Below are 25484 nucleotides of genomic sequence, written 5' to 3' on the forward strand. Positions count from 1 at the left end.
TCGTCTATCTCGTCGGTATGAGCTCATTATAGGGCAATTTCCTACACAAGCAAGTGCTTTTAACGCACACCAATCATGACTGTTTCATTTTTATGCACCAAATTGGTTCATTTTTCTACCAATTGTTACATAAGTTCATAATATTCCAAAGAAAATATAAACAAAACATTTATGTTTTATTTTTCACTTACTTTTTCACGCTTGGTGTTTTAATAATCACACTGTTGATTTTTACAGCTGTTTTCGGAACGTCCTGATGCATACCATAGTTCTGAGTAGGTACTTGAGCGATCTTATCGACTACTTCCATACCTTTAGTAACCCGCCCAAATACTGCATATCCGGCATTTCTTGGTGAACGGTCCAGAAAACTGTTATCTACTAGGTTAATAAAGAACTGTGCTTTAGCCGAATTAGGATCGTTGGTACGTGCCATGGCTAAAGTGCCACGTTTGTTTTGCAAACCATTATCTGATTCGTTCTTGATTGAAGCTTTATTATTGGCTTTTTCCTGCATGTTGAGATCAAAGCCTCCGCCCTGAATCATGAAACCCGGAATGACCCGATGGAAGATGGTTCCTGTATAGAAGTTGCTTTTGACATATTCTTCAAAGTTTTTCACCGTAATCGGTGCTTTGTCATTAAAGAGTTCAATTTCGATATTACCGGATGAGGTTTTCATCTCGATCAGAGTATTGGCAGCAAAACTTGGCAAGCTAAATGCGATCAATGCGATAGCAGATAATGATTTTTTTAACATTTTTTAACTCATCTACTGATAAAGAAAGGTTGAGATTCACAACATATTAATCTTTCATGACTAATAATGCAGTGACCTGCCGACTAAAGACAAGAGAATAATAATGAGCCATGCATTACTACAGGAGAAAAGCGTCCATCAATTTCCGCCCTGGCATTTGCAGGGGGAGGGTTTTATTCTAAATTACTGGATTACCCCTCATTTCATTCGTGAATTTCAGAGCTTTAAGATTGCGCCATCTCCACTCGGTCGTGTCGTTCAGGTTCTATTGGTGCGCTATCATCATTCTCCTGTGAGTCCTTATGATGAATTGCTGATTATGGATCATCCTTTAATTAGCAGACGGCGTCTTTCGACTATTCCGAAAATTTATGTCTCTACTCATGAATCTATTGTGCATGGTCAGCACTTGTGGGGTATTCCTAAAGAATATGCAGAGTTTGACTGGCAAGAACAGGGACAGGAAGCGATTTGTCGCATTACTCATCGTGGGCAAAGCATGACACTTCGTCTTAAAAAACCTAAATCTCCTCGTTCTTTCTATTTAAATAGTCATCATCTTCCAAGCTCCATGCTAAAAATCCGGCAAACCTGGAAATCCCAACATTATCAGTTTAGCCCTCAATTTCGGGGTTATTTATCCAAGCTTATTCAGGCAGAGTGGCAAGATACTCAGGATATATTCCCGGATTTTTCTAAAGCTAAATATTTACAAAGCTTTTATGTGCCGAAATTTAATCTAGTCTTTCCAGAAGCCAGGATCCATAAAAAATAAAAAAGGTGTTTCACGTGAAACTCCTTATTTTTACATCTATTTTTGAATCAGATCTTTTTATCCAGGAATTTACGGAAATTCTTGCTGAGTTCAATGACCTGCTTTTTTGAACGTTTATGAATTGGGGTCAGATTGATAAAACCATGTGCCTGATCCGTATATTCTTGATAATACACTCGCACCCCATTCTCACGTAACTTCAGAGCATAGATTGAACCCTCATCATGCAACACATCATGACGGGCAGTAATCACATAGGCAGGTGGCAGATTCTTCAGTTCACCATAGGTCGGTGAAATCAGCGGATCGTCCAGTTCGACCTGATGCGTTTCAGCATATAGCTTGGTTACCAGATCAATATCCTGAGCTGAAAGTACCAGCCCCTGATTGTATGCATAAAAAGAAGGATGGCGGCTTTTAAAATCGACAGCTGGGTAAAGCAATAACTGTGCACGAGGTGCATAGATTTTATCGGCACTCCGCTGCGCAACTACTGCCGCCAGATTTCCACCTGCACTATCCCCTGCCACTACAATCTGGTTTTTATAGATTTTCAGCTGCTTGATGTTTTGATGTACCCAAGCCAGAGCATCTTCACAGACCTGTACCATCTGCAAAGGACTGTATTCTGGCGTTAGCGGATAAGCTACGCTGAGTACCTGCACCTTGGCATGCACCGCCAATAAACGGCAGAACTCATCATGTGTATCCAGACCGCCCACTATAAATGCACCACCATGATAGAAAATGACCATCGGTAATTTTTTCTGTGGTGCCGGATGATAATGTCGGGCAAAGATAGTGCCATTTTGTAATGGCAGGCGCAGATCCTCGACTGCCTTGACCGGCGTCGGTTTTGCCTGAATAGCTTTCATGCGTTCATCAAACAGTTGACGTGATCGCACCGCATCTTCACTAATAAAACTGTGCTGTCCCTGTTTGATCTGAATCGCCATCAAGCATTTTATATAAGGATCCAAATCAGGATAGTCATAAGGATAATCCAATGCTTTTACCAGACGTTCTTGTGCAAAGCTCGGCAGGCAATCCAGCAAACGTGCTGCAGTGCCCTGCCCCTTATCCATTACAAATTTTGTGACCGGATTATTCGCACCCATGAGTTTTCATCCTTTTCCCATAATTCTTCATTTTTTCTACATGATTAGGATTTTAGTGACCATATTCTTATATAAGTCTTAATATCAATGTACATAGATGATCTGCCAAATACGCTAACCTGAATTTAATCAAATGTCATTGACAGTTTAAGTGAGATTTTTACAGCACTTTTGCGACTTTGATGTAGAAGTCTGTATAAAAGGAGATAGCTTATGGCGATAAAAATAATAACGGTATCCTTAGCCACTGCATTTTTAGCCGTAGGCTGTGTGGCTTTTCCTGATGATGGTTATTATGACGGACGTTATGATCGTCGCGATCGAGGTTATGATTATCGTTATGATCAAGACCGTCGCTATGACCGGCAACGCTGGGAATACGAACAGCAGCGTAAGAGACTGGAACTGGAACGTCGCAAAAATATTCAGCAGCGTAACTGGGAACAGGAACGACGTCGGCAAATAGAACTGGACCGTCGTAAAACTCAACTGGAACGACAACGTCTGGAACAGCAACGCAAGAATCTGAGTAACCAGCGTCAGAAACAGGCGCAGGCCGAACGTAAACGTCGCCAACAGCTGGAACAACGTAAAAAAGTGGCAGAACAGCAGCGTAAACGGGTTCAGCAAAACCGCTCCAATAATCCACGCTGGAATGATCAGCGACGTAAACAGGAACAGCAGCGACCACGTAATCGTCGCGATTAGGCAGAATATAAATAAAAAGAGAGGCTCTGATTTAAATCAGGGCTTTTTTATGGACTGAGTTTTATGGTTTTGATCTCATTCCAGTTATTTTCTTTTAATAGAAGAAATGTTTTCACTCAGCATAGTCTTGATTAAGATGATCCCATCTTATAAGTCGAAAAACCGTAACAAATTTCAGGCAAAAAAAAAGGCTTATCTAGAGAAAAGATAAGCCACGAAAACACATTTCTAAAAAAGAGAAGAAACTACAGCGATAGAATCTGAAATGAATAATATAGTGTTGCTCATTTTATGTGTAATACTTTATTGCTTAGTTATTAATCGCTTTTATGTCTAAAAAATAATCTGGACAAAAAAAAGCCGGATCATGTGTGAGGGATCCGACCGGAAAAAACAGCTTAAAAATAAGGCAACAGCAACCTAGTTCAGCTCTCTCCTCAGAACAAGGCCGCTGTTAATGACGCTATGATGCACCTGTTCTAAAAATATTTAAAACAGATAAAAATTATTATTTCTATCTAAAAATACGATGCTGCTTTTATGAAAGTCATTAAATCCAAATAAATCCTAAAAATTAATCTGTAGTTGTGCTTGAATTTTTTACCCCTGCCCCGATTTCTTTAAATAATTAAAAATTTCAATCATGGCAGTTCAGTATTAACGCAGTTAACTCTGACGCCCAAGGACTGTACATGTTTAAAAACCCATTTAAACGGAGTAAATCAATGGCAACTGAGCAGAACGAACAAGTTCAAGATCTTGAGCAAGAGCAAGCGACACAAGAGGTAGAGCAAACTCAAGCTGAACCTGAGCAAGTAGAAGTTACCGTTGAATCTTTACAAGAGCAGATTGCACAACTTGAAGGTGACTTAAAGTTAGAAAAAGCACGCACTGCCAATGCAGTTTACGAAGCACAAAAAAGTGTGGAACGTATCCAGCGTGAATCTGAAAAGCATAAAGAAGCAGTACTTGAGAAATTCGCGAAAGAATTACTCGATACTGTCGACAATCTTGAACGTGCAATTGCTGCAGTTGGCGAAGAAAAAACACCGCTTTCTGAAGGTGTTGAACTCACACTAAAAGGCTTGCTCACCACTTTAGAGAAATTCGGTGTTGTCGTGGTCGATACTGCGAGCGGTTTCAATGCTGATTTACATCAAGCTGTCGGTATCGATCCAAATGCGAAAGCGAATGAAATTGGTAACGTACTGCAAAAAGGCTACAGCCTAAATGGTCGTTTGCTGCGCCCTGCAATGGTGATGGTTGGCGCATAAGCGAAAGAATTTCGAGAGTTTTTAAATTTTTTTCAACATCTTTACTTGAAAAAAAATGAATGGCTCTCATATCGGATAACAAGTAAATCCCTTTTAATTTCCCTTTGTTAAAGGGAAAAATTTGGGAATAAAAGAATTTTTGAGGAAACATCCAAATGGCTAAAATCATTGGTATTGACTTAGGTACAACCAACTCATGTGTTGCTGTACTTGAAGGCGACAAAGTTAAAGTAATCGAAAACGCTGAAGGCGCTCGTACAACTCCATCTATTATTGCGTATAAAGATGGCGAAATTCTTGTTGGTCAATCAGCAAAACGTCAAGCGGTGACTAACCCGAAAAATACATTGTTCGCGATCAAACGTTTGATCGGTCGTCGTTACGAAGACCAGGCGGTACAAAAAGATATCGGTATCGCACCATTCAAAATCATCAAAGCTGACAATGGTGATGCTTGGGTTGAAGTAAACGATAAAAAATTAGCACCTCAACAAATCTCTGCAGAAGTTCTTAAGAAAATGAAGAAAACTGCAGAAGACTACCTGGGTGAAACAGTCACTGAAGCGGTTATTACTGTTCCTGCTTACTTCAACGATGCACAACGTCAAGCAACTAAGGATGCAGGTAAAATTGCAGGCCTAGAAGTTAAACGTATCATCAACGAACCAACTGCTGCGGCGCTTGCGTTCGGTATGGACAAGAAAGAAGGCGACCGTAAAGTTGCGGTTTACGACTTGGGTGGTGGTACATTCGACGTTTCAATCATTGAGATTGCTGACCTTGATGGCGACCAGCAAATCGAAGTGTTATCTACAAATGGTGACACATTCCTGGGTGGTGAAGACTTCGATAACGCACTAATCGACTACCTGGTTGAAGAGTTCAAGAAAGAACAAAACGTGAACTTGAAGAACGATCCACTTGCGTTACAACGTCTGAAAGAAGCTGCTGAAAAAGCAAAAATCGAGCTTTCTTCTTCTAACGCAACTGAAATCAACCTTCCATACATCACTGCAGATGCGACTGGTCCTAAACACTTAGTGATCAACGTAACTCGTGCAAAACTTGAAGGTTTAGTTGGGGATCTTGTAGCTCGTACTATCGAGCCTTGTAAGATTGCGCTGAAAGATGCAGGTCTTTCGACTTCTGACATCTCTGACGTAATTTTGGTAGGTGGTCAGTCTCGTATGCCACTTGTACAACAAAAAGTACAAGAATTCTTCGGTCGTGAGCCACGTAAAGACGTGAACCCGGACGAAGCAGTCGCAATGGGTGCTGCGATCCAAGGTGCGGTATTGTCTGGTGACAAAACTGACGTACTTCTTCTTGACGTTACTCCGTTGACACTTGGTATTGAAACCATGGGTGGCGTGTTGACTCCAATCATCGAGAAAAACACGACGATTCCTGCGAAGAAATCTCAAGTGTTCTCAACTGCTGCGGACAACCAGCCTGCTGTAGACATTTCAGTTTACCAAGGTGAACGTAAAATGGCTCAACAGAACAAATTGTTGGGTAACTTCCAGTTAGGCGACATCCCACCTGCTCCACGTGGTGTGCCACAAATTGAAGTATCGTTCGACATCAACGCGGATGGTATCTTGAAAGTATCTGCGAAAGATAAGAGCACTGGTAAAGAGCAATCTATCCAGATCAAAGCAAACTCAGGTTTGTCTGATGCTGAAATCGAAGCGATGATCAAAGATGCTGAAGCGAATGCTGAAGAAGACCGTAAGTTCGAAGAGCTTGCAAAAGCACGTAACGAAGCGGATGCGTTAGTCTCTTCTGCTCAAAAAGCAGTAAAAGATCTTGGCGAACAAGTGACTGCTGACGAAAAAACTGCAATCGAAACTGCGGTTTCTGAGTTAGAAGCATCAACTAAAGAAAATGATGTTGAAGCAATCAAAGCGAAAACTGAAGCATTGCAAAACATTATTATGCCGATCACCCAGCGTGCTTATGAAGCAGCTCAAGGCCAAGGCGGTGCACAAGGTTTCGATCCTAATGCATTCCAAGGCGGCGAAGGCCAAGCTCAAAAAGCAGATGATGGCGTAGTTGATGCTGAATTCACTGAAGTAAAAGATGATAAAAAATAATTTGTCACTTTGAGAAAAAGACCGCATTTTATGCGGTCTTTTTTTTGCTCAATGCATAGGCAATAGAATGTTTTTTAATTAAACTATAATGAAATAAATAACTTAAAAATAAAAACGTATGCAGAATTTTATTAAGCTTTTTCTTCTGGCTTCCGGGCTTGCGATCATGCTGCTCTACCCGATGGGCAATCTGCTTCTGATCTTACCGCCGAATGTGGTACTCGCGCCTTTTAATTACCTGCAAACCTTCGGAATTGAAGCTTCTTTTTCCTTGGGCTTTCTGATTGCCATCATTGTGTTGCTGATCCTGGCTGTACCTCAGCGTTACCCTTCTGGAAAAGGCTTTATCATTCTGGGTATTGGATTACTGAGCTATATTATTTTCCAGATCTTTAAATCTGAAATCACGCTGTATGCCTTTAATCACCAAACCAGACATTCCTATAACCTGAAATATTTAATTGAATTTATGATCTTCTTATTGAATGGTATAGGCCTTGGCTTTATCTATCATTCCAATATGCCAAGACAGGTTGAACAGTGGAAAGGTAAGAAATCATAATCTGACCTGAACAGAACCGTGTATAAGCACGGTTTTTTATTGCCACTTTTTATCGCTCTGACGCTAGGATTTTTCTGGTTTTTTAGCTACATTGAGCCAAACAATATTTAAAAAAACACTATGCGTCTTTTAAGCTTTCTGGGGATTGTCGTTTTCATTGTGTCATTGTTTTTGCATCTACAAACTAAGACCCATCCACAATTAAAATTTAATTCACTGACTGACCGTTTGACCCATCCTTTTGATACGCGCCTACGTTTCCGGATTGATCAGGTCGATCCGGGTTTTGGCCTGACCCGTGATGAAGTCATTCAATTAAGTCAGGAAGCGATTCAGATCTGGCATGAAGGAACCAATCGCGATGATCTGATGGTCTATGATGAGAATGCTCAGCTAGCCATTCAACTGATCTATGATCAACGCCAACAGGACTATGAAGCCTTTAAAAAGGTCGAAAAAAAATTACTTGCCGATGAAGCCAGATATCAGCGTGAAGTCAGCAATCTGCAAGTTTCGCAGAAAAATCTGGAAGATCAGCAGCAACGCCTGATCCAGCAAAAAAGTCAGCTGGAATTTGAATTTCAAACCCTATTGCAACGCCGTCAACAGGCCAGCTCATCTGCCGAGCGTGAACAGCTTCAGTATGAGATGGAAATGCTCAAGCCTAAACTGGAAAGTTTTAAGCGCGAATATGCCTATCTTCAAGAACAGCTATCCTCGTTTAACCAGCAGGTTTCTGTGCATCAAAATAGTGTGCAAAGCCATCAGCGAAATATTCAGCAGGCCCAGCAGCGCTTTCCCCCACGCCAGTTTCATAAGGGTATTTTTATGGGAGATAAGATCCAGATTTACCAGTTTGATGCCAAAGATGATTTACGCTTAACTTTGGCACATGAGCTGGGCCATGCCTTGGGCCTCTATCATCATAATGATCCGGAAGCCTTGATGTATCCAGTATTGGGTGAACAAAATTTACAAGATTTCAGACTGCGTCCAGCAGACAAGACTCTGTTGTATACTCGATAAAATTCAGGTTTTAATTCCCTATATTATTTATGTGTTTAGGCTAGTAAAAATACAACCCGGTTTCATTTCATGTTATTGTGAAGAACAGTAGGACGTCTTAGGCCAACTTTCTTGGAGATTCATGTGAGTTACTACCATATTTTAATTGAAGTAAATGACCACATTAGTACGATTGATGAAACCCGTGATATCGAGATCTTTGATATCGAGGATATTCAACCTTATCTTCATTCAATTTTGCTGCCTTATTTCAATGAACAGCTGATCGAGCTGGATGATGAAAATCTTGAATTTAAGGATATTTTGCATCTGCAAGTGAAACAGACCTTATTGCCGATCAATGACTTGATTGAAGAAGAACAGCGTCTATTGCCGAGCGATACGGACATTACCATTACAGCCTACGAGATATTTAATAACCGCGAACTGAGTCAGGATGTCACTACAGTGATTTTTGACCTGCTTGAAGCGGTCAAACTGGAAAGCTAAGCTTTCTTCAGACATAAAAAAGTCCTCATATGAGGACTTTTTTATTCAACTTGATATGTATTAGATCGAGAATGAAGATCCACAGCCACAGGTCGTTGTAGCATTCGGGTTTTGTACCACAAAACGTGAACCTTCCAGACCTTCAACATAGTCAACCACTGAACCGACCAGATATTGATAGCTCAGAGAATCGACCAGCATTTTGACATCGCCATTGACGAATTCTGCATCATCTTCATTTTGGCTTTCCGCAAAGTTAAAGCCATAAGAGAAACCTGAACAGCCGCCACCGGTGACATACACACGGAGCATTAAGTCTTGGTTACCTTCACTGTCACGCAACTGGCGTACTTTATTTGCGGCATTGTCGGTGAGCACAAGCGCTTGAGCATTCATGGCGGATTCCTCTGTTGAATGGAATGTCTTTAAAAAGAAAAGACCATATTTCAAGTATAACACACTCAATATATGGTCAGTCTGTACAGATTAAAAGTCAAATCAGAGTAATTTTATCAGGATTGTTTATAGTTCTCATCCTGTAATGCACATTCGAAGTTTTTCGGATTCTGCTTGCAGCGGAATTGCCAGAGTAACTTCATCATGCGTTTGTCATAAATACCCCGTTTGGTCAGATCAATCCGCGAATCACGCATCAGCTTTTGATAACCTGGTTTATCTGCTTCAGGAATATCCATCCAGTATTTAGATGGAATATCTGCCTTCATTTTACCTAAAATTCCAAAAGCACGTGGTAACTGGCTCTTCACCCATTCACGTGATTTTTGTCCATATCCTGCCGGGAATTTATCTGGACGAATAATAATATTACCGGTGACCTGCAATACCGGATAATTCACAATAGCACCCTTGCTACCCAAACCTTTATGCAGCTCTAGCGGTTTAAATACGGCAGCCGGCGCGCCAATAATGTCGACCTGACCATTGTTAAATTTAGAGCCAAAGTTGGTCACATCGGCGCTGACTGCCTGTGCACCCACCTGCTGAACCATGATTTTTTGTGCTTCGTCATAGTCGAGTACAGCAATTTTTTTACCTGCTGCTTTCGCCACAGTATTAATACTCCGGTCATTGACCATCAGAAAGGCATCGCCTACCGGAATCACCCCTGCGACTTCATATTTGCCTTGAACCATGAGCTTGGCAAAGGTCGGACTCGCCAGGCCTTGCATGACTTTTACCGCCAGGTTCAAATCTGGAATCGCGCCAATCGCATCGAGTGAACCGGTAAATCGGTTGAACTGACGGCCGCGCATACCAGTGACACTGATCCCATCACATTTACCGGCCTTAAAATCTTCTGCGACGACGGCTTCATTGGTATTTACCCTGAGCTCGATATCAGCATCCCAGTTTTTTGCGGCCAGCTGATAGTCTTTCATTACAGCATAAACGTCACCATTTTTGCCGACCAGATCGAATACACATACCACCTGTTTAGCCTGAGCTAGACCTGAAACTGCCGCGAGTGCTGCACCTACAGCCAGGGCTTTCCATCCTCTCTGCATCATTTTGCTTTCCTTGATTGCCTTGTTTTTGTTATCTGCTTTAAGTGCTACATGTTATTGTTTTTTATACTAAACATGAAAGCATTATTTTTAATCAGCTTAACTGCTTTACCGTGATCTGCAATGGCAGATCTGACTTTGTTTAATATAAAAAAAGCTTAGATAAATCTAAGCTTTTTTCCTTAAAAATCAAATTATTCGCCAGAAAGTGAACATTCAAAGTTGGCCTTATCGACAGAGCAACGTGCACGTTTCAATACCGACATCATGCTGGCATCATAGATTCCACGCTTGGTCATATCCATACGTCCTTCACGTAATAACTTCTGGTACTTGGTTTTGTCTTCCGCGCTCAGATTCAGCTTATATTTCGCTGGAATACCGGCTTCCAGACGATTAATCATCGCCATGCTCTTAGGCAGATTTTTAATGAACCAGTCACGAGACTTCTGGCCAAAACCGGCTGGGAATTTCTCCGGACGGATCACAAAGTCAGAGGTGACATGCAGTACCGGGAAGTTAAACATCGCACCGCTATTGCCCAGACCTTTATAGATTTCGAGTGGCTTGTACGCATACGCCGGTGCGCCCACCATATCGACTTGGCCATTATTAAACTTGGCCACGAAGTTGGATACATCAGACACTACGGCCTGAGCACCTACACGTTGAACCATGATTTTTTGCGCATCATCATAGCCAAGAACAGCGAACTTCTTGCCTGCCGCTTTTTCAATGGAGTTGATGTTTTTGTCACGCACAAAGATAAAAGCTGAACCCAGTGGCGCAATCCCGGCCACCTCATATTTTTTACCGCCCATGGTCGTAACCATTTTAGCGGCATTACGCTTATCTAAAGCGAAGCTAATCGCACGCTGTGCAATGGCATTACTTGGAGCACCACCTAAGGCATCGATTGAACCGGCAAACTTGTTATATTGACGAGCACGCATGGCGGTCATGAATACGCCATCACATTTGCCAGCCTTAAAGTCATTGTCAGCGACGGCTTCATCCTGACGAGCGATCAGATTAATATCTGCGCCCCAGCCTTTTGCTGCCAGTGCCCATTCCTGAGCCATCTGGAAAGACTCGCCAGATTTACCAAGTAGGTCAAACACACAGATATCGACCTTTTCTGCATGTGCCACACCTGCAAAACCAAATGCAGAAAATGCAGCCAATGATAAGAGTGTTTTTTTCATTTTAGTTATCCTTTGAAATCTTGTTGTTAGCTGAGTGTCCGTACACGCGTCAAATATTAAGCAAATTTATTTCAAAAAAATAGAGCATTTACTCCAGATAAAAGTCATTTTTTGGCCTATAAAGATAAATGAGCTTTATCCAATTTCCTTTATCTAATTTTTTTTATAAATATATCAGTATCTTAATGTTTTAACTTGGCTACTTTGAATTACATTTCATTCGCTGTAGTTACAAAGATATACATGATTTTAAAATTATTCACCACTGATTGAGCATTCGAAATTAGTTCTTTCTACAGTACAACGTGCCCGTTTTAATACTGTCATCATACCAGCGTCATAGATGCCCTGTTTGGTTAAATCCATGCGTCCTTCACGCAGAATTTTTTGATAACTGACCTGTTCCTCACGGCTCAGGTTCAGAATATATTTACGCGGGATTTCTGCTTCCATACGTTTCACCATCGCGAAGCTACAGGGTAACTGCTTAACAAACCATTGTCGGGAATTGGCTGCAAACTGTTCCGGAAATTTATCCGGTCGAATAATCAGATCTGCTGTGACATTGACCACCGGAAAGTTAATCATGGCTCCTTTCTGACCCAGTCCTTTGGTCACTTCAAGAGGTTTAAAGGCATAAGCGGGTGCTGCCACAATATCCACTTCACCCTGATTAAATTTACGGATGAAATTAGAAATTTCCGAATTTACCGGTACAGCTTCTACCCGGTTCACCATAATGGTTTGGGCATAGTCATAATGCAGCACAGCAAACTTCTTGCCCTTAATATGTTCTAGCTTGTTCATATTACGATCACGGACAAAGATATAAGCAGGACCAATCTGGCCAATACCGGCTACTTCAAATTTTTCCTTGCCAATCTGAGTGGTCATGCGCTTGGTATTACGCTTATCCAGCACATAACTCACCGCTTTCATGGCAATATCATTATTAGGAACGCCGCCAATCGCATCAATCGAACCGGCAAATTTGTTATAAGCTCGCGCGCGCATGGATGTCATATAGAAGCCATCGCATTTTCCGGCTTTGGCATCCTGATCGACTTTAGCTTCATCCTGATAAGCAATCAATTGAACCGTAGCCCCCCACTGCTTGCTGGCTAATGCCCATTCTTCCAGCAGTTTGAAGGATTCACCCGATTTTCCCAGTAAATCAAATACACAGACATTGACTGGGGCAGCATGTGCACTCGAAGCCCATAGGCCCAGTGCAGATAAAATTAAAAATCCTTTTTTCATTTTTATTCTACTCAATATTATTATGAACCTTGATGGCTCTATCTTTCGGTTTTTAAACAAAATAGAGTATTTACTCAAAATATAGTTCATCATATATGAATCTATAAATTTTTAAAGCCTGAACAGGATAAACTGCAACGAAGATTTTTTGTTTTCTCCGGGCTTTCCATTAGAATAGCGGCATTCTCTTTTGCCCTTGTTAGTAAGTTCAATGATTCAGTTAGACCAAGTTTCGTTACGCCGTGGTGGGCGAGTGTTATTTCAAAAAGCCTCCATGCAGCTTCATCCCGGCTGGAAAATTGGTTTAACCGGCGTGAATGGCGCAGGAAAATCTACCCTGTTTGCGGCTCTTTTAGGTGAGCTCAGTGCAGATGAGGGTTCGCTAACCCGTCCATCCGTTTGGACCGTAGCGCATATGGCTCAGGAAATTAAAGCCCTAGATATGCCAGCCATTGATTTTGTTCTGTCAGGCGATGAAGAGTATTGGGATATACAGGCTAAACTAGCGCATACGGAACAGCTTTCTGATGCAGAACTGGCACAGCTACATGGCCGTTTTGACGAGATTCATGGCTATTCCGCTCCCTCTAAAGCAGCACAGTTAATGGCTGGTTTAGGCTTTATGGATCATCAGATTCGCCTGGATGTTTCCAGCTTTTCAGGCGGTTGGCGGATGCGTTTGAATTTGGCCCGTACCCTGATGAGCCGTTCAGACCTGCTATTACTCGATGAACCGACCAACCACTTGGATCTGGATGCGATTTTGTGGCTCGAAGACTGGTTAAAGGCGTATGAAGGTACTTTAGTGCTAATTTCGCATGACCGTGATTTTCTGGATGCCGTGACGGATCATATTCTGCATATCGAAAATCAGGAACTCACCCTCTATACCGGCAATTATTCAACTTTTGAAGTGACCCGTAGCGAGCGTCTGGCGCAACAGCAACAAGCCTTTGAGAAACAGCAAGAAGCCCGGGCACATTTACAAAAATTTATTGACCGTTTTAAAGCCAAAGCGACCAAAGCACGTCAGGCCCAAAGTCGGATCAAAATGCTGGAGCGCATGCAGGATCTCGCCCCTGCTCATGTGGATACACCTTTTACCTTCAGTTTCCGTGAACCGACCAAAATGAGTTCACCACTTCTGGCCTTGGAACAGGCGGAAATTGGTTATGGCGATAAATCGATTGCCAGCAAAATTAATCTGCAAATCACTCCAAATTCACGTATCGGTTTATTGGGGATGAATGGTGCGGGTAAATCAACCCTAATCAAAACCTTAGTCGGAGATTTGCCTTTATTAAATGGTCAACGTAAAGCCTCAGAATTACTCAATATCGGTTATTTTGCTCAGCATCAGATGGATGCTTTGGATGCTAATGCCAGCCCAATGCTACAACTGGCACGTATCGCCGATCCAAAAATCAGTGAAGCTTCTTTACGCTCTTTCCTCGGCAGTTTCGGTTTTAGCGGTGAGCGCATGGATACCCCATGTGAGAGTTTCTCTGGGGGTGAACGTGCACGTTTGGCTTTGGCTTTAATTGTTTGGCAGCGTCCAAATGTACTGATTCTGGATGAACCGACAAACCATCTGGATCTGGATATGCGCCATGCCCTGACTATGGCTTTGCAGGATTTTGAAGGTGCGGTGGTACTCGTTTCGCATGAACGTCAATTGATTGCGACAGTATGTGATGAATTGCTGTTAGTACATGCCGGACGTTGTACCGAATTTGAGGGTGATTTGCAGGACTATGCCAAATGGTTACGTGAAGCGCGTCAACAGCAGATCAATGCACAGAATGCCTTAGCCAAAGCACAGGTAGTAGAAACAGAAGCTAAACCTGTGGTGGTAGCCAAAGTAGATAAGGAAGCACAGCGCAAACTGGCCGCTCAGCGTCGTGGGCAGACTCGTCCGATTCGCAAGAATATCGAAAAATGCGAAGCGCAAATTGACAAGTTACAACCGCGTCTGGCAGAAATTGAAGAATTGCTGGCAGATAGCGCTTTATATGAAGCTGCACGTAAAGATGACTTGCTGAAACTTATGAACGAGCAAACTGAACTGAAACAGAAACTGGAAACTGCCGAAGAGCAAATGCTAGAACTGATGATGGAGCTAGAAAGTTTGGAGCAATCTTTTCAGGAAGGTTAAGTTTTAAACCTTGATTCAAATCTTAGAGATTAGCTGCAACTGGAGCTAATCTCTTTTTTTTACTTTATATATTGCTCTCTCCATCTTTTCCCTGATTTTTTTATCGAAACCGTTTTTTGACATATTTTGTAGTGAATTACGCAAATCCTATATAAGTTTATTTTTTAAACACTCGGATGTCTTATTTCATACATTAATTTACAGCGATTTCTTGGCCCATAAGGCTCTAATAAAAGTGTTTTTTATTTTTGGCAGCCTTGATACGAGTCTGTTTAATGTTGAACTAGAGAGAGGAAATCCGCATGCGTGCTCTTACCTATCATGGTGCTCGGGATGTACGAGTTGAATCCGTTCCAGATCCAGTGATTCAGGAACCAGATGACGTCATTTTAAGGGTGACAGCGACTGCCATCTGTGGCTCAGATCTGCATCTATACCGGGGTAAAATCCCGGCCACTGAAGATGGCGATATTTTCGGCCATGAGTTTATGGGAATTGTAGAAGAAGTCGGCCCTGAAGTCACAGAAGTCAAAAAAGGCGACCGGGTAATTATTCCTTTCGTGATTGCATGTGGTCACTGTTTTTTCTGTGAACATGAACTGATGGCTGCCTGTGAAAATACCAATACTGGCCGTGGTGCAATTATCAATAAGAAACAAATTCCACCAGGTGCGGCTCTGTTTGGTTATAGCCATTTATATGGCGGTGTACCAGGCGGACAGGCTGAATATGTTCGTGTGCCTAAAGGTAATGTGGGCCCATTTAAAGTGCCAGGATCATTACCGGATGAAAAAGTCCTGTTTCTGACTGATATCTTGCCTACTGCATGGCAGGCTGTAACCAATGCCCAGGTCACTCGCGGCTCCAGTGTTGCGATTTATGGTGCTGGTCCAGTTGGTTTACTGTCGGCTGCCTGCGCACGTATGCTGGGTGCCGAACAGATCTTTATGGTCGATCACCACCCTTACCGTCTGCGTTTCGCCCATCAAACTTATGGTGCAATTCCAGTGAATTTTGATGAAGTCGATGCAGCTGAATATATTATTCAAAATACTGCCGGTCATCGTGGTGTTGATGCCGTCATTGATGCGATTGGTTTCGAGGCCAAAGGCAGTTTGCTTGAAACTGTGATGACGAATCTAAAAATTGAAGGTTCGAGCGGCTTTGCCCTACGTCAATGTATCGCCGCAGTACGCCGTGGTGGTGTGGTGAGTGTGCCAGGCGTATATGCTGGTCCAATTCATGGCTTCCTGTTTGGTGATGCCTTCGATAAAGGACTGACCTTTAAAATGGGTCAAACACATGTACATAAATTCTTGCCACAATTACTTGAATATGTAGAAAATGGCCAGCTGTCTCCAGAAGTGATTATTACCCATCGCATGAAACTGGAAGAAGCTGCTGAAGGCTATCGTATTTTCGATAAACGTGAAGAAGACTGCCGCAAGATTATTCTGACCCCATAAATACAATGGTAAAAAATAGAAAGCGCCATTAGGCGCTTTTTTTATTTTTGATCACCATTTTATAAACCGTATTTTTTTCTATTTTCAGTTTCTAAAAGCTCAGATCTATTGCCTGTTTATCAAATGAACTGGCACTAGGTCACGTGATGATCCAGCTTAAAGAAACTAAGCTATAGAAGTAAAAGTTAGAAAAATCTATAAGCCTATGATTCAGTAATAAAAAATTGAAAGTTCACTTGATTATTAAATTAATTGTGTAGTTTCACTACAGTGAAGATTTTTATAATTAAAATATGTTCCACGCTTATTGTTAATTAAATCTACAATATCAATATAAACCATTAATTTTTAAGTTATTTATATAATTTACCATTAAAAACAGATAAAAACTCACCTGAACTGGTTGCCGTTAAAGAACATAGAAGATATGGCTCCAACTAGTCTTTTAAATTCAAAAACCCATTTTAAATTTAAAAACACTTATCCACAAGATAGAGAAATTAAATTTAAATTTAAATTTAAAAAATTAAGAGATAAGAAAGACAATATAACTTGTGGATAAATACTATCTTATTCACATAAAAAATATGGATAACTTTGCAGTTATCCACACGATTGATCAAGGTTTAAGCAAGATTTAAAACAACACTATTCAAATATTTTTAAAAAATTTCGAAGTAACTTAATAAATCATTGAAAGTTTAGGATTTCAAAAATCTAAGTTCTAGAATTTTCCATTCATCCTCTAGCTTCCAGACCTCCTGAAGACGCTGTTTATTATGTTCCAGTCCAATTAAGATCCGGCATTCGGTTTGGTCTTCATTGTACTCGTATTCTTCATATTCTATGTCTGGCTTCAGCGGTTTCCATACGCCGTTTTGTACCGCATGAGCGATCCGGTCATAACGCAGATAACTTCCTTCTACGCGGCCTTCCTGTTCAAAAACCACCTGAAAGTCCTGATGTTCGTAGTGGCGCAGCACATCATAGTCGCCACTGTAGAATGCATTGGCCCAGATCTCACGTATTTCTTCAAGCTGGCTATCCATGGATAAACCTCTTTATAAATAAGACTTGATTCTACTGAACCAGGCTTTTTTAGAACCTAGCATCAGTGGATCATTGGTCTAAAAACTGCTTAGATTAAAATTATTCTAAACAGTTCATCTGGCATTAATAGAAAATTTACGTAAAAAAAGCGCCTTAAAAGGCACTTTTTCGTTTCGATTTATTCCGATAGATCAGGTATCAATATCAGCATTCAAGGCATTTTCTTCAATGAAGGCACGACGTGGTTCCACATCATCTCCCATCAGGCAAGAGAACATGCGGTCTGCTTCAATCGCATCCTGTACCGTCACTTGTAGCATGTTACGGTTTTCCGGATCCATCGTGGTTTCCCACAGCTGGTCTGCGTTCATCTCACCCAGACCCTTATAACGCTGGATCATCATGCCTCGGCGAGAGTCTTGCAGAATGTGCTGCCAAACCTGATGGAAACTGCTGACCTGAATCTTGCGCTCACCTTTCTGTAAATAAGCACCCTCTTCGAGCAGCGTGAACCAGCTTTTCGAATTTTTCAGTAAACGCGCATATTCACTTGAGCTGAGCAGGCTAGCATCTAGTAGATAGTGATGTGGCAAGTTATGCACATAAATCGTAATCCGTGGCAACCAGCTTTCTACCATCTGACCATCAACATCTTTTTCAAAACGTTCCAGACTCAGTTCAGGACGTAAACTTGGCTGGATTTTTTCAATCGCAGCACGCAGATCTTCACCCCAAGTTTCCACATAAGCCTTATCTTCCAACTGATCCAGCTTGAATGCTTCCAGTGAAATCAAGGCATCCAGCAAGCTTGCAGGATAACGTACAGTTAAACGTGCCAGACTCTTCTGTGAAGTTTGATAATCGGTAATCACATTGGCCAGAGCTTCACCACGAATCGCAGGGGCATCAGCACTGATATGCAGTTCCAGCTCATCAATCGCATTCGAAATCAGGTAAGTTTCCAGTGCATCATTGTCCTTGATGTACTGTTCCTGTTTGCCTTTTTTCAGCTTGTACAACGGTGGCTGCGCGATATAGATATGACCACGCTCGACCAGTTCCGGCATTTGACGGAAGAAGAAAGTCAGCAACAATGTACGAATGTGTGAACCATCCACGTCAGCATCGGTCATGATGATGATTTTGTGATAACGAAGCTTGTCCGGGTTATATTCTTCACGACCAATACCACAGCCGAGTGCTGTAATCAGCGTACCCACTTCTGCAGAAGAAATCATACGGTCAAAACGGGCACGTTCCACGTTCAGGATCTTACCTTTTAGCGGCAGAATTGCCTGCATCTTACGGTTACGGCCCTGTTTTGCAGAACCGCCCGCAGAGTCACCTTCGACCAGGTACAGTTCAGATAAAGCTGGATCTTTCTCTTGGCAATCCGCCAGTTTACCTGGAAGACCGGCGATATCGAGCGCACTCTTACGACGAGTCATTTCGCGTGCTTTACGCGCCGCATCACGGGCACGCGCTGCATCAATGATCTTGCCTGCAATTGATTTAGCCGCCTGTGGATTCTCTAACAGATATTCAGAGAAGGCCTTGTTCATAGCCTGCTCGACGGCAGATTTCACTTCACTCGACACCAGTTTTTCTTTGGTTTGTGAAGAGAATTTCGGATCAGGCACTTTTACTGACACAATGGCAGTCAGACCTTCACGCGCATCATCACCTGAAACCACAACTTTTTCTTTTTTCAGGATATTTTCACTGTCCATGTAGTTATTTAAACCACGGGTCAGAGCTGCACGGAAACCGGCTAAGTGAGTACCACCATCCTTTTGCGGGATGTTGTTGGTAAAGCAGCGTACATTTTCCTGATAAGAATCATTCCATTGCAGTGCAACTTCCACACCAATGCCGTTTTCTGCCTGAGTGGTGAAATGGAAAATGTCATTCAGGTGGGTTTTACCCTGATTAATGTACTTAACAAACTCAGCCAAACCGCCTTCATAGTCAAAAATGTATTCGGCATTGATACGTTCATCACGTAATACGATTCGTACACCTGCATTCAGGAAGGACAGTTCACGTAAACGACGTGCCAGAATGTCGACATTAAAAATGGTCTGACTAAAGGTTTCAGCACTTGGCCAGAAACGCACGCGAGTACCGGTCTTATCGGTCTCACCTACTACTTTTAACGGGAATTGTGGATCACCATGACGGTATTCCTGTTCATGGATTTTACCGGCACGATGAATGGTTAGTTCCAGTTTTTCTGACAACGCATTTACTACGGATACACCTACACCGTGCAGACCGCCAGAAACCTTATAGCTGTTATCATCAAACTTACCGCCAGCATGCAGAATGGTTAGAATCACTTCTGCAGCAGACACGCCTTCTTCAGGGTGAATGTCGGTCGGAATACCACGGCCATTGTCTGATACTGAAACTGATTCATCTTCATGAATAGTCACTAAAATTTCATCACAGTGACCTGCCAGCGCTTCATCAATCGAGTTATCTACGACCTCGAAGACCATGTGGTGTAAGCCGGTACCATCGTCTGTATCACCAATGTACATGCCTGGACGCTTACGTACTGCGTCTAAACCACGTAATACCTTGATGCTAGAGGAATCATAAGCTTTTTCAGTGGTTTGTTCTGTTTGAGAAGCAGCTTGATCTTCTGAACTCATGGTTTCTCCCTAGTGAAATATAGGTTTATCCAAAGATAGGTAAAAATTTAAAAACTATTGCACAACAACTTGAACTGTACCGTTTTCAACATTGAATAACTGATATGAGATAGACAGATCATGTAGGTGCTTTTGTACTGATTCATGGTCTAAAGTGGTAATAAAAACTTGACTACCAAGCTGGCTCAATCGCTCAATTAAACGTTGTTGTGCGGTTAAATCTAATTCTGCTGTCACATCATCTAATAATACCACAGTTTCCTTATTACAAGAATGCAGCATTGCGATTTGCGACAGTTTAAGTGCCATCATTAAAAGCTTTTTTTGTCCGCGGGATAGGATTACATCAGCATCGCCTAAAGGGGTCTTGAGACGCAAATCCGCGCGATGTGGACCATATTCGGTATAGCGTCGTTCCACATCTTTGTCATGATGATTAGTTAGGTCATTCAGCAGGCCGTTTTCGCTGTGAAAGCCAGGACTGTATTCCAGAGAAATCTCCAGATCCGGTAATAGATGCTTGAGATCATCCTCAAAAAATGGCTTCCACTGTTCCACGATGCCGACACGTTGGGAGTGCAAAATCTCACCATATTCACTCAGCATCTGGTTCCACGGTTCCAGATCAGACAAACTTAGAAAACGTTTGGATTTAAGCAGACTGTTCCGCTGTTTTAGGGCCCGTGAATAATATTGCCAGGCATGATAAAACTCTGGTTCCACGTGGAACATTAACCAGTCCAATAGTTGACGACGTGGTTTGGCACCATGATCGATAATATCGGTACTTTGTGGATCAAGCAGTTGTAAGGGTAACATTTTGGCAAGCTGGCCTTGAGTCGCAATCGCATCACCATTGACCTTAATCAGCTGTTCCCCGCTGGCCATTTTTTGCATGCCGACTTTTTCAGTTTCCGATTGGGCGAACACAATCGCATCCGAGGCGCCATGCTGAATGTAATTTTTCGGGATATGGGTACGAAAGGAACGTCCTGTGGCCAGTAAATGAATGGCTTCCAGTACTGAAGTCTTGCCTGAACCATTCTGGCCATAAAAAACATTAAACGGTTGCAATCCCTGGAGTGCAACCGTTTTTAAGTTTCGTACACGTTCAATATGAAGACGCGTAATATGCATAGCGTTGGCTTAGCTCAGCTGTCGCTTAGACACGCATTGGCATCACGACATAGGTCTGATCGGTATGAGATGGATCCTGAACCAGTACAGACTGATTCGCTTCAGTCATGGTCATAGATACATCTTCACCGTCCAGCACACCTAGGACTTCAATCAGATATTGCGCATTGAATGACATTTCCAGTGGTGCATCTGCATACTGGATCGCCAGATCTTCAATCGCCTCATCCTGTTCCGGGTTATTGGCACGAAGTTGTAATGAACCGGCATTAAAGTTCAGGAATACGCCACGTAGTTTTTCATTACTCAAAATAGCCACGCGTTGTAAAGATTGCTTGAACACGTCATGCGCAATAATCACATTCTTGTCGCCACCACGTGGAATCACACGGCGGTAATCTGGGAATTTACCGTCAATCAGTTTCGTGGTGAAACGAACTGTGATATCGGCCTGTTCTTTATCACGACTGGCCATACGAATGGTCACATTCAACAATTCACGGCCAATCAGTAAAGAAAGCTGCTCATCTTCAACGCTTAATAAACGTTGCAATTCAGCGACTGCCTTACGTGGAACAATAGCTTGAATCGGTTGAGTTGCAGTCGATTGTGCTGCTGTTTCACACAGTGCCAGACGGTGACCATCTGTCGTTACCGCACGAAGCTGATTGGCATCAATTTCAAGTAAAGTACCGGTCAGGTAGAAACGTACGTCCTGCACTGCCATTGCGAAAGCCGTTTTTTCAAACAGACGCTTTAATTCGCGTTGAGTCACAGTCACTTGTGTGCCTTGGGTATTTTCAGTATTCAGTAATGGATAGTCATCTGCAGGCAAAGTACCGAGCACAAAACGACTATTTCCAGATTTCAAGATACAACGCTGGTCATCGGTAATTTGCAGGTCGATCAGGGCTGCTGATGGCAAAGATTTACAGATATCAATCAGCTTACGTGCTGGAACAGTGGTTTCACCGGCTTGCAGGCATGCACCTTCAGCCAACTGTGTGCTGGCAACCAGTTCCACTTCCAGATCCGAACCGGTGACGGTCAAAGCTTCAGCAGTCACCTGGATTTTCAGGTTTGAAAGAATATTTAAGGTATGGCGACGTTCAACCGCTCCTACGACATGTGAGAGAACATTCAGTAAGCTTTCTTTCGCGATTTTTAAACGCACGGTACATTCCTCTAAAGCTGAAGATTAATAAGATAAAAGTTGAATTTTTAGCAGTTAACTATGCGGCAAAACAGGCCGCATAGCAAGAACAGAATTTGAGCGTTTTAGGTCAACTCTGCAACAGGCGTTGCAGGTTTTTATAGTCCTCATTGAAGATCGGATCTTCTTCACGCAAGCTCTGTACTTTTTCGCAGGCATGCATGACTGTACTGTGATCTCTACCACCAAAAGCCATACCAATTTCCGGGAAACTGTCTCCAGTCAGTTCACGTGCCAGACCCATTGCAAGCTGACGTGGACGCGCATAAATACGGGTACGTTTTGGACCTACCAGCTCTTTAAGTGGAATGCGAAAATACTCACTCACTACACGCTGGATATTTTCAGTGCTGATGGTACGGGCACGAATTGCGAGGACATCTTTCAAAGACTCACGTACCACATCCAGATCAATCGGCGTTCCTTTAAAACGCGAGATCGCCACCACTTTATTAAGCGCACCTTCAAGTTCACGGACGTTCGCTACCACTTGTTGGGCGATAAATAGCGCACAGTTACGTGGTAAGTCTACACCAGTGTTTTCAGCTTTTTTCAGCAAGATTTCAATGCGAGTTTCAATATCGGGTGGTTCCACACCCACAGAAAGTCCCCAGGAAAAACGTGAAACCAGACGTGGATCCAGTTCGGTCAATTCTTTAGGATAACGATCCGAGGTGAGAATAATTTGCTTCGATTCATCCAGCAACGCGTTAAAGGTATAGAAGAACTCCACCAGACTGGCTTCTTTACCTGCCAGCAAATGAATATCATCAACCAGCAAAAGATCCAGTGAACGGCAGTTTTTCTTAAACTCTTCAACCTTGCCCTGTTGTAGGGAACTGACAAAATCCTGCACAAAGCTTTCTGCAGTCATATACATCACGCGGGCATTGGGTTTTGCCTGTAATAATGCATTTCCGACGGCCTGCATCAAGTGGGTTTTACCCAGACCAGTCGGACCATATAAAAATAGCGGGTTATGCTGTGAAGCCCCAAGTTGGGTTAACACCTTACGGCAGGTTTCAGCCGCCATCTGGTTAGAACGGCCTTCAACAAATAACGAGAAGGTAAATAAAGGGTTCAGCTGACGTTTACGGCTATTTTTGCCTGAATCTTCTTTTTCTTTCTTAGGACGCGGCGCTGGCGCAACCACAGGCGCAGATTCCAAAGCCGCTGTTGTCGTCGCTGGCTGTTCACTGGCAGATAAAATTGCACCCGGACGTGAATCCACCAGAATTTCCACTTTACGTACACGACCTTCAGACAGCTGTTCGGCCAAAATCGAAATCAGTTCCAGATGATGCTCTTGAATGTAGCGCGTCCAATACGGATTAGGTGCATAAAGACGCAGGGTATCGTCCAGCTCTTCCGCAACCAATGGGCGAATCCACATTGTAAAGACATTTCCAGAGAGCTCTTGTCGCAAGCGATTTAAGCAGTCTGTCCAAAGCATGTGAATCCCCTATTCATTCCATTGTTAATCAAAAAAGGCTGACCGCGACCAAAGCGGGTCGCCATTCTAACCAAGTTATCCACATCTGTCATGGCAATTTCCACAGATTTTGCGCAAAAAGCAGTCATGGCGGATAAATTTAAATTTAAAAAGCTGGTGTGGATAAGTTTATCCGCAAGCTGTGGATAAAATATAGCACAAAGTTATCCACAAAGTATAAAATTAATAAAAACAGTTTTATCCACAAACTAAGTTTTTGTTTATTTAATACAAAATTAGCTTTTCCACAGAAAAAGTCCGCCCTAATAGTAATAAATTTAAATTTATAAATTTGAATTTATTTATAAGATTCGATTCTTTTGTGGATAACTGAGAAAAGTTTAAATTTAAATTCAAAACTCAGGAGTTAAATTTAGATTTCACATAAGTTGTGGATAACTATGTTGATATAAGTGTTAATAACTTATATTTAATTTTAAAACAAATAGTTATATTGTGGTTAACTTATATATAAGTATTTGAATACAATTTTTTTAATCCCTATTTACAATTTTGATTTCAGTCTTATTTGAAAAGAAAGTGGCTTTTGCATTGACAGCTCAAGCAATGAGCACTAAAATCGCGGACCTTTATAGAAAGATCATTTTTGGAGTTTCAATATGAAACGTACATTCCAACCATCTGAATTAAAGCGTAAACGCGTTCATGGTTTCCGTGCTCGTATGGCTACTAAAGCTGGTCGTCAAGTTCTAGCTCGCCGTCGTGCAAAAGGTCGTCACAGCTTAACTGTTTAATCAGTTAGGCTTTGCCGATTTTGGGTGTTATGACTACACTTTATAGTTTTGGTACAGAGCTTCGTTTACGCTGTGCTGCAGATTATAAAGGAGTCTTTGATGGTGCGCTTTTTAAAGTGCATCAACCCCATTTCCTTTTTCTTGCAAAACATTCCGAACTGCCAAACAGCCGTTTGGGTTTAGTTGTTGCCAAGAAAAAAGTGCGCCGTGCGCACGAACGAAATCGAGTAAAACGACTTGCTCGCGAAAGTTTTCGCCTGCATCAACAGCAACTAGATGATTTGGATATTGTGATTATGCCTAAAGTAGGTATAGAAACAGTGCCGAACGCAGAGTTGCATCAGCAATTACAATTTGCCTGGCAAAAACTCAACCGTCTTGCCAAAAAGCATTCCAAAATAGCATCATCCTCCCCACAAAAGTAGAGATGGCCAATGGTACGTTTACTGCATTGGTTAATACGTTTCTATCAGATTGCGATTAGTCCTTTATTGGGACCACGCTGTCGTTATATTCCAACATGTTCTCAATATTCCTTGGAAGCAGTCCATACACATGGAGCTGTACGTGGTGTGTGGCTGGCTACTAAGCGTATTTGCCGTTGTCATCCGTGGGGTGGGTCTGGATATGATCCGGTTCCCCCGAAAGCGATTCGTTTTATTTCATTTCAGCAAATAGATTCTCAAACGCTTCACGTTGCTGTACCCTTTCGTGATCGTTTATTGAACCAAAATCACTCTAACCACTTGGGGTAATACAT

23 protein-coding genes are annotated in these 25484 nt (G+C 42.2%); 12 read left to right on the forward strand and 11 right to left on the reverse strand.

Annotated elements, in window-relative coordinates:
• Positions 1–187 precede the first annotated feature (187 nt).
• Positions 188–760 carry a peptidylprolyl isomerase gene (locus FTV31_RS10705; RefSeq protein WP_180014781.1) on the reverse strand — a complete coding sequence of 191 codons (573 nt, stop codon included), beginning with the start codon at positions 758–760 and terminating at the stop codon, positions 188–190.
• Positions 761–863: 103 nt separating this feature from the next.
• Between FTV31_RS10705 and FTV31_RS10710 the strand changes: the two genes are divergently transcribed.
• Positions 864–1535, forward strand: coding sequence for an acetoacetate decarboxylase family protein (locus FTV31_RS10710; protein ID WP_180014783.1), 672 nt, complete (start codon positions 864–866; stop codon positions 1533–1535).
• A 47-nt stretch (positions 1536–1582) separates the two neighbouring features.
• Here the strand turns inward: FTV31_RS10710 and FTV31_RS10715 are convergent, their stop codons facing one another.
• Positions 1583–2653 (reverse strand): alpha/beta hydrolase, encoded by a 1071-nt coding sequence (locus tag FTV31_RS10715; protein ID WP_180014785.1) that lies wholly within the window; start codon positions 2651–2653, stop codon positions 1583–1585.
• A gap of 213 nt (positions 2654–2866) precedes the next feature.
• Between FTV31_RS10715 and FTV31_RS10720 the strand changes: the two genes are divergently transcribed.
• The 6 genes from FTV31_RS10720 to FTV31_RS10745 all read left to right on the forward strand — a co-directional run bounded on the left by FTV31_RS10720 (position 2867) and on the right by FTV31_RS10745 (position 8808).
• Positions 2867–3361, forward strand: coding sequence for a hypothetical protein (locus tag FTV31_RS10720; protein WP_180014787.1), 495 nt, complete (start codon positions 2867–2869; stop codon positions 3359–3361).
• Between the two features lie 725 nt (positions 3362–4086).
• Positions 4087–4635 (forward strand): nucleotide exchange factor GrpE, encoded by a 549-nt coding sequence (grpE, locus tag FTV31_RS10725; RefSeq protein ID WP_180014828.1) that lies wholly within the window; start codon positions 4087–4089, stop codon positions 4633–4635.
• A gap of 155 nt (positions 4636–4790) precedes the next feature.
• Positions 4791–6731 carry a molecular chaperone DnaK gene (gene dnaK / locus FTV31_RS10730; RefSeq protein WP_180014789.1) on the forward strand — a complete coding sequence of 647 codons (1941 nt, stop codon included), beginning with the start codon at positions 4791–4793 and terminating at the stop codon, positions 6729–6731.
• Positions 6732–6849: 118 nt separating this feature from the next.
• Complete coding sequence (locus FTV31_RS10735; RefSeq protein ID WP_004780368.1) at positions 6850–7293, forward strand: hypothetical protein; 444 nt, start codon at positions 6850–6852, stop codon at positions 7291–7293.
• A gap of 120 nt (positions 7294–7413) precedes the next feature.
• On the forward strand, positions 7414–8319 hold the full coding sequence (locus tag FTV31_RS10740) for a matrixin family metalloprotease (RefSeq protein WP_180014791.1): 906 nt from the start codon (positions 7414–7416) through the stop codon (positions 8317–8319).
• A gap of 111 nt (positions 8320–8430) precedes the next feature.
• Complete coding sequence (locus FTV31_RS10745; protein ID WP_162835342.1) at positions 8431–8808, forward strand: hypothetical protein; 378 nt, start codon at positions 8431–8433, stop codon at positions 8806–8808.
• Positions 8809–8868: 60 nt separating this feature from the next.
• Here FTV31_RS10745 and erpA read toward each other — a convergent pair whose 3' ends face one another.
• From erpA to FTV31_RS10765, 4 genes are all read right to left on the reverse strand, one after another.
• On the reverse strand, positions 8869–9204 hold the full coding sequence (gene erpA, locus FTV31_RS10750; RefSeq protein ID WP_004780362.1) for an iron-sulfur cluster insertion protein ErpA: 336 nt from the start codon (positions 9202–9204) through the stop codon (positions 8869–8871).
• A 116-nt stretch (positions 9205–9320) separates the two neighbouring features.
• Complete coding sequence (locus FTV31_RS10755) at positions 9321–10334, reverse strand: putative solute-binding protein (RefSeq protein WP_180014830.1); 1014 nt, start codon at positions 10332–10334, stop codon at positions 9321–9323.
• 194 nt (positions 10335–10528) lie between these two features.
• Positions 10529–11539 (reverse strand): putative solute-binding protein, encoded by a 1011-nt coding sequence (locus FTV31_RS10760; protein WP_004780360.1) that lies wholly within the window; start codon positions 11537–11539, stop codon positions 10529–10531.
• Between the two features lie 255 nt (positions 11540–11794).
• Entirely contained in the window at positions 11795–12799 is a 1005-nt protein-coding gene (locus FTV31_RS10765) for a putative solute-binding protein (RefSeq protein WP_180014793.1), read from the reverse strand.
• Between the two features lie 211 nt (positions 12800–13010).
• Here FTV31_RS10765 and FTV31_RS10770 point away from each other — a divergent pair, with 211 nt between their 5' ends.
• Both FTV31_RS10770 and FTV31_RS10775 read left to right on the forward strand, forming a co-directional pair.
• A complete protein-coding gene (locus FTV31_RS10770; RefSeq protein ID WP_180014796.1) occupies positions 13011–14954 on the forward strand; it encodes an ATP-binding cassette domain-containing protein in 1944 nt (647 codons plus the stop codon).
• Positions 14955–15256: 302 nt separating this feature from the next.
• Complete coding sequence (locus FTV31_RS10775) at positions 15257–16420, forward strand: zinc-dependent alcohol dehydrogenase (RefSeq protein ID WP_159124281.1); 1164 nt, start codon at positions 15257–15259, stop codon at positions 16418–16420.
• Positions 16421–17121: 701 nt separating this feature from the next.
• Here the strand turns inward: FTV31_RS10775 and FTV31_RS10780 are convergent.
• The 5 genes from FTV31_RS10780 to dnaA all read right to left on the reverse strand — a co-directional run bounded on the left by FTV31_RS10780 (position 17122) and on the right by dnaA (position 23930).
• Positions 17122–17469: a hypothetical protein gene (locus tag FTV31_RS10780; protein ID WP_180014798.1), complete on the reverse strand. Its 348-nt coding sequence runs from the start codon at positions 17467–17469 to the stop codon at positions 17122–17124.
• A gap of 192 nt (positions 17470–17661) precedes the next feature.
• Positions 17662–20127, reverse strand: coding sequence for a DNA topoisomerase (ATP-hydrolyzing) subunit B (gene gyrB / locus FTV31_RS10785; protein WP_159124283.1), 2466 nt, complete (start codon positions 20125–20127; stop codon positions 17662–17664).
• A gap of 54 nt (positions 20128–20181) precedes the next feature.
• The gene (recF, locus tag FTV31_RS10790) at positions 20182–21264 is read right to left on the reverse strand and encodes a DNA replication/repair protein RecF (RefSeq protein ID WP_166139276.1); all 1083 of its coding nucleotides are present in this window, start codon (positions 21262–21264) and stop codon (positions 20182–20184) included.
• A gap of 25 nt (positions 21265–21289) precedes the next feature.
• Positions 21290–22438 carry a DNA polymerase III subunit beta gene (gene dnaN / locus FTV31_RS10795; protein WP_004780351.1) on the reverse strand — a complete coding sequence of 383 codons (1149 nt, stop codon included), beginning with the start codon at positions 22436–22438 and terminating at the stop codon, positions 21290–21292.
• Positions 22439–22547: 109 nt separating this feature from the next.
• The gene (gene dnaA, locus FTV31_RS10800; RefSeq protein ID WP_004780349.1) at positions 22548–23930 is read right to left on the reverse strand and encodes a chromosomal replication initiator protein DnaA; all 1383 of its coding nucleotides are present in this window, start codon (positions 23928–23930) and stop codon (positions 22548–22550) included.
• Positions 23931–24589: 659 nt separating this feature from the next.
• On the opposite strand from dnaA, the gene rpmH reads away from it, so the two are divergent.
• The 3 genes from rpmH to yidD are packed head-to-tail and all read left to right on the forward strand — an operon-like array spanning position 24590 to position 25479.
• On the forward strand, positions 24590–24724 hold the full coding sequence (gene rpmH, locus FTV31_RS10805) for a 50S ribosomal protein L34 (protein WP_000831329.1): 135 nt from the start codon (positions 24590–24592) through the stop codon (positions 24722–24724).
• 29 nt (positions 24725–24753) lie between these two features.
• On the forward strand, positions 24754–25149 hold the full coding sequence (rnpA, locus tag FTV31_RS10810; RefSeq protein WP_180014800.1) for a ribonuclease P protein component: 396 nt from the start codon (positions 24754–24756) through the stop codon (positions 25147–25149).
• Positions 25150–25158: 9 nt separating this feature from the next.
• Complete coding sequence (gene yidD / locus FTV31_RS10815) at positions 25159–25479, forward strand: membrane protein insertion efficiency factor YidD (protein WP_005233127.1); 321 nt, start codon at positions 25159–25161, stop codon at positions 25477–25479.
• Positions 25480–25484 lie beyond the last annotated feature (5 nt).

Origin of the sequence: Acinetobacter sp. YH16031 (assembly GCF_013417335.1) — a bacterium.
Classification (GTDB): Bacteria; Pseudomonadota; Gammaproteobacteria; order Pseudomonadales; family Moraxellaceae; genus Acinetobacter.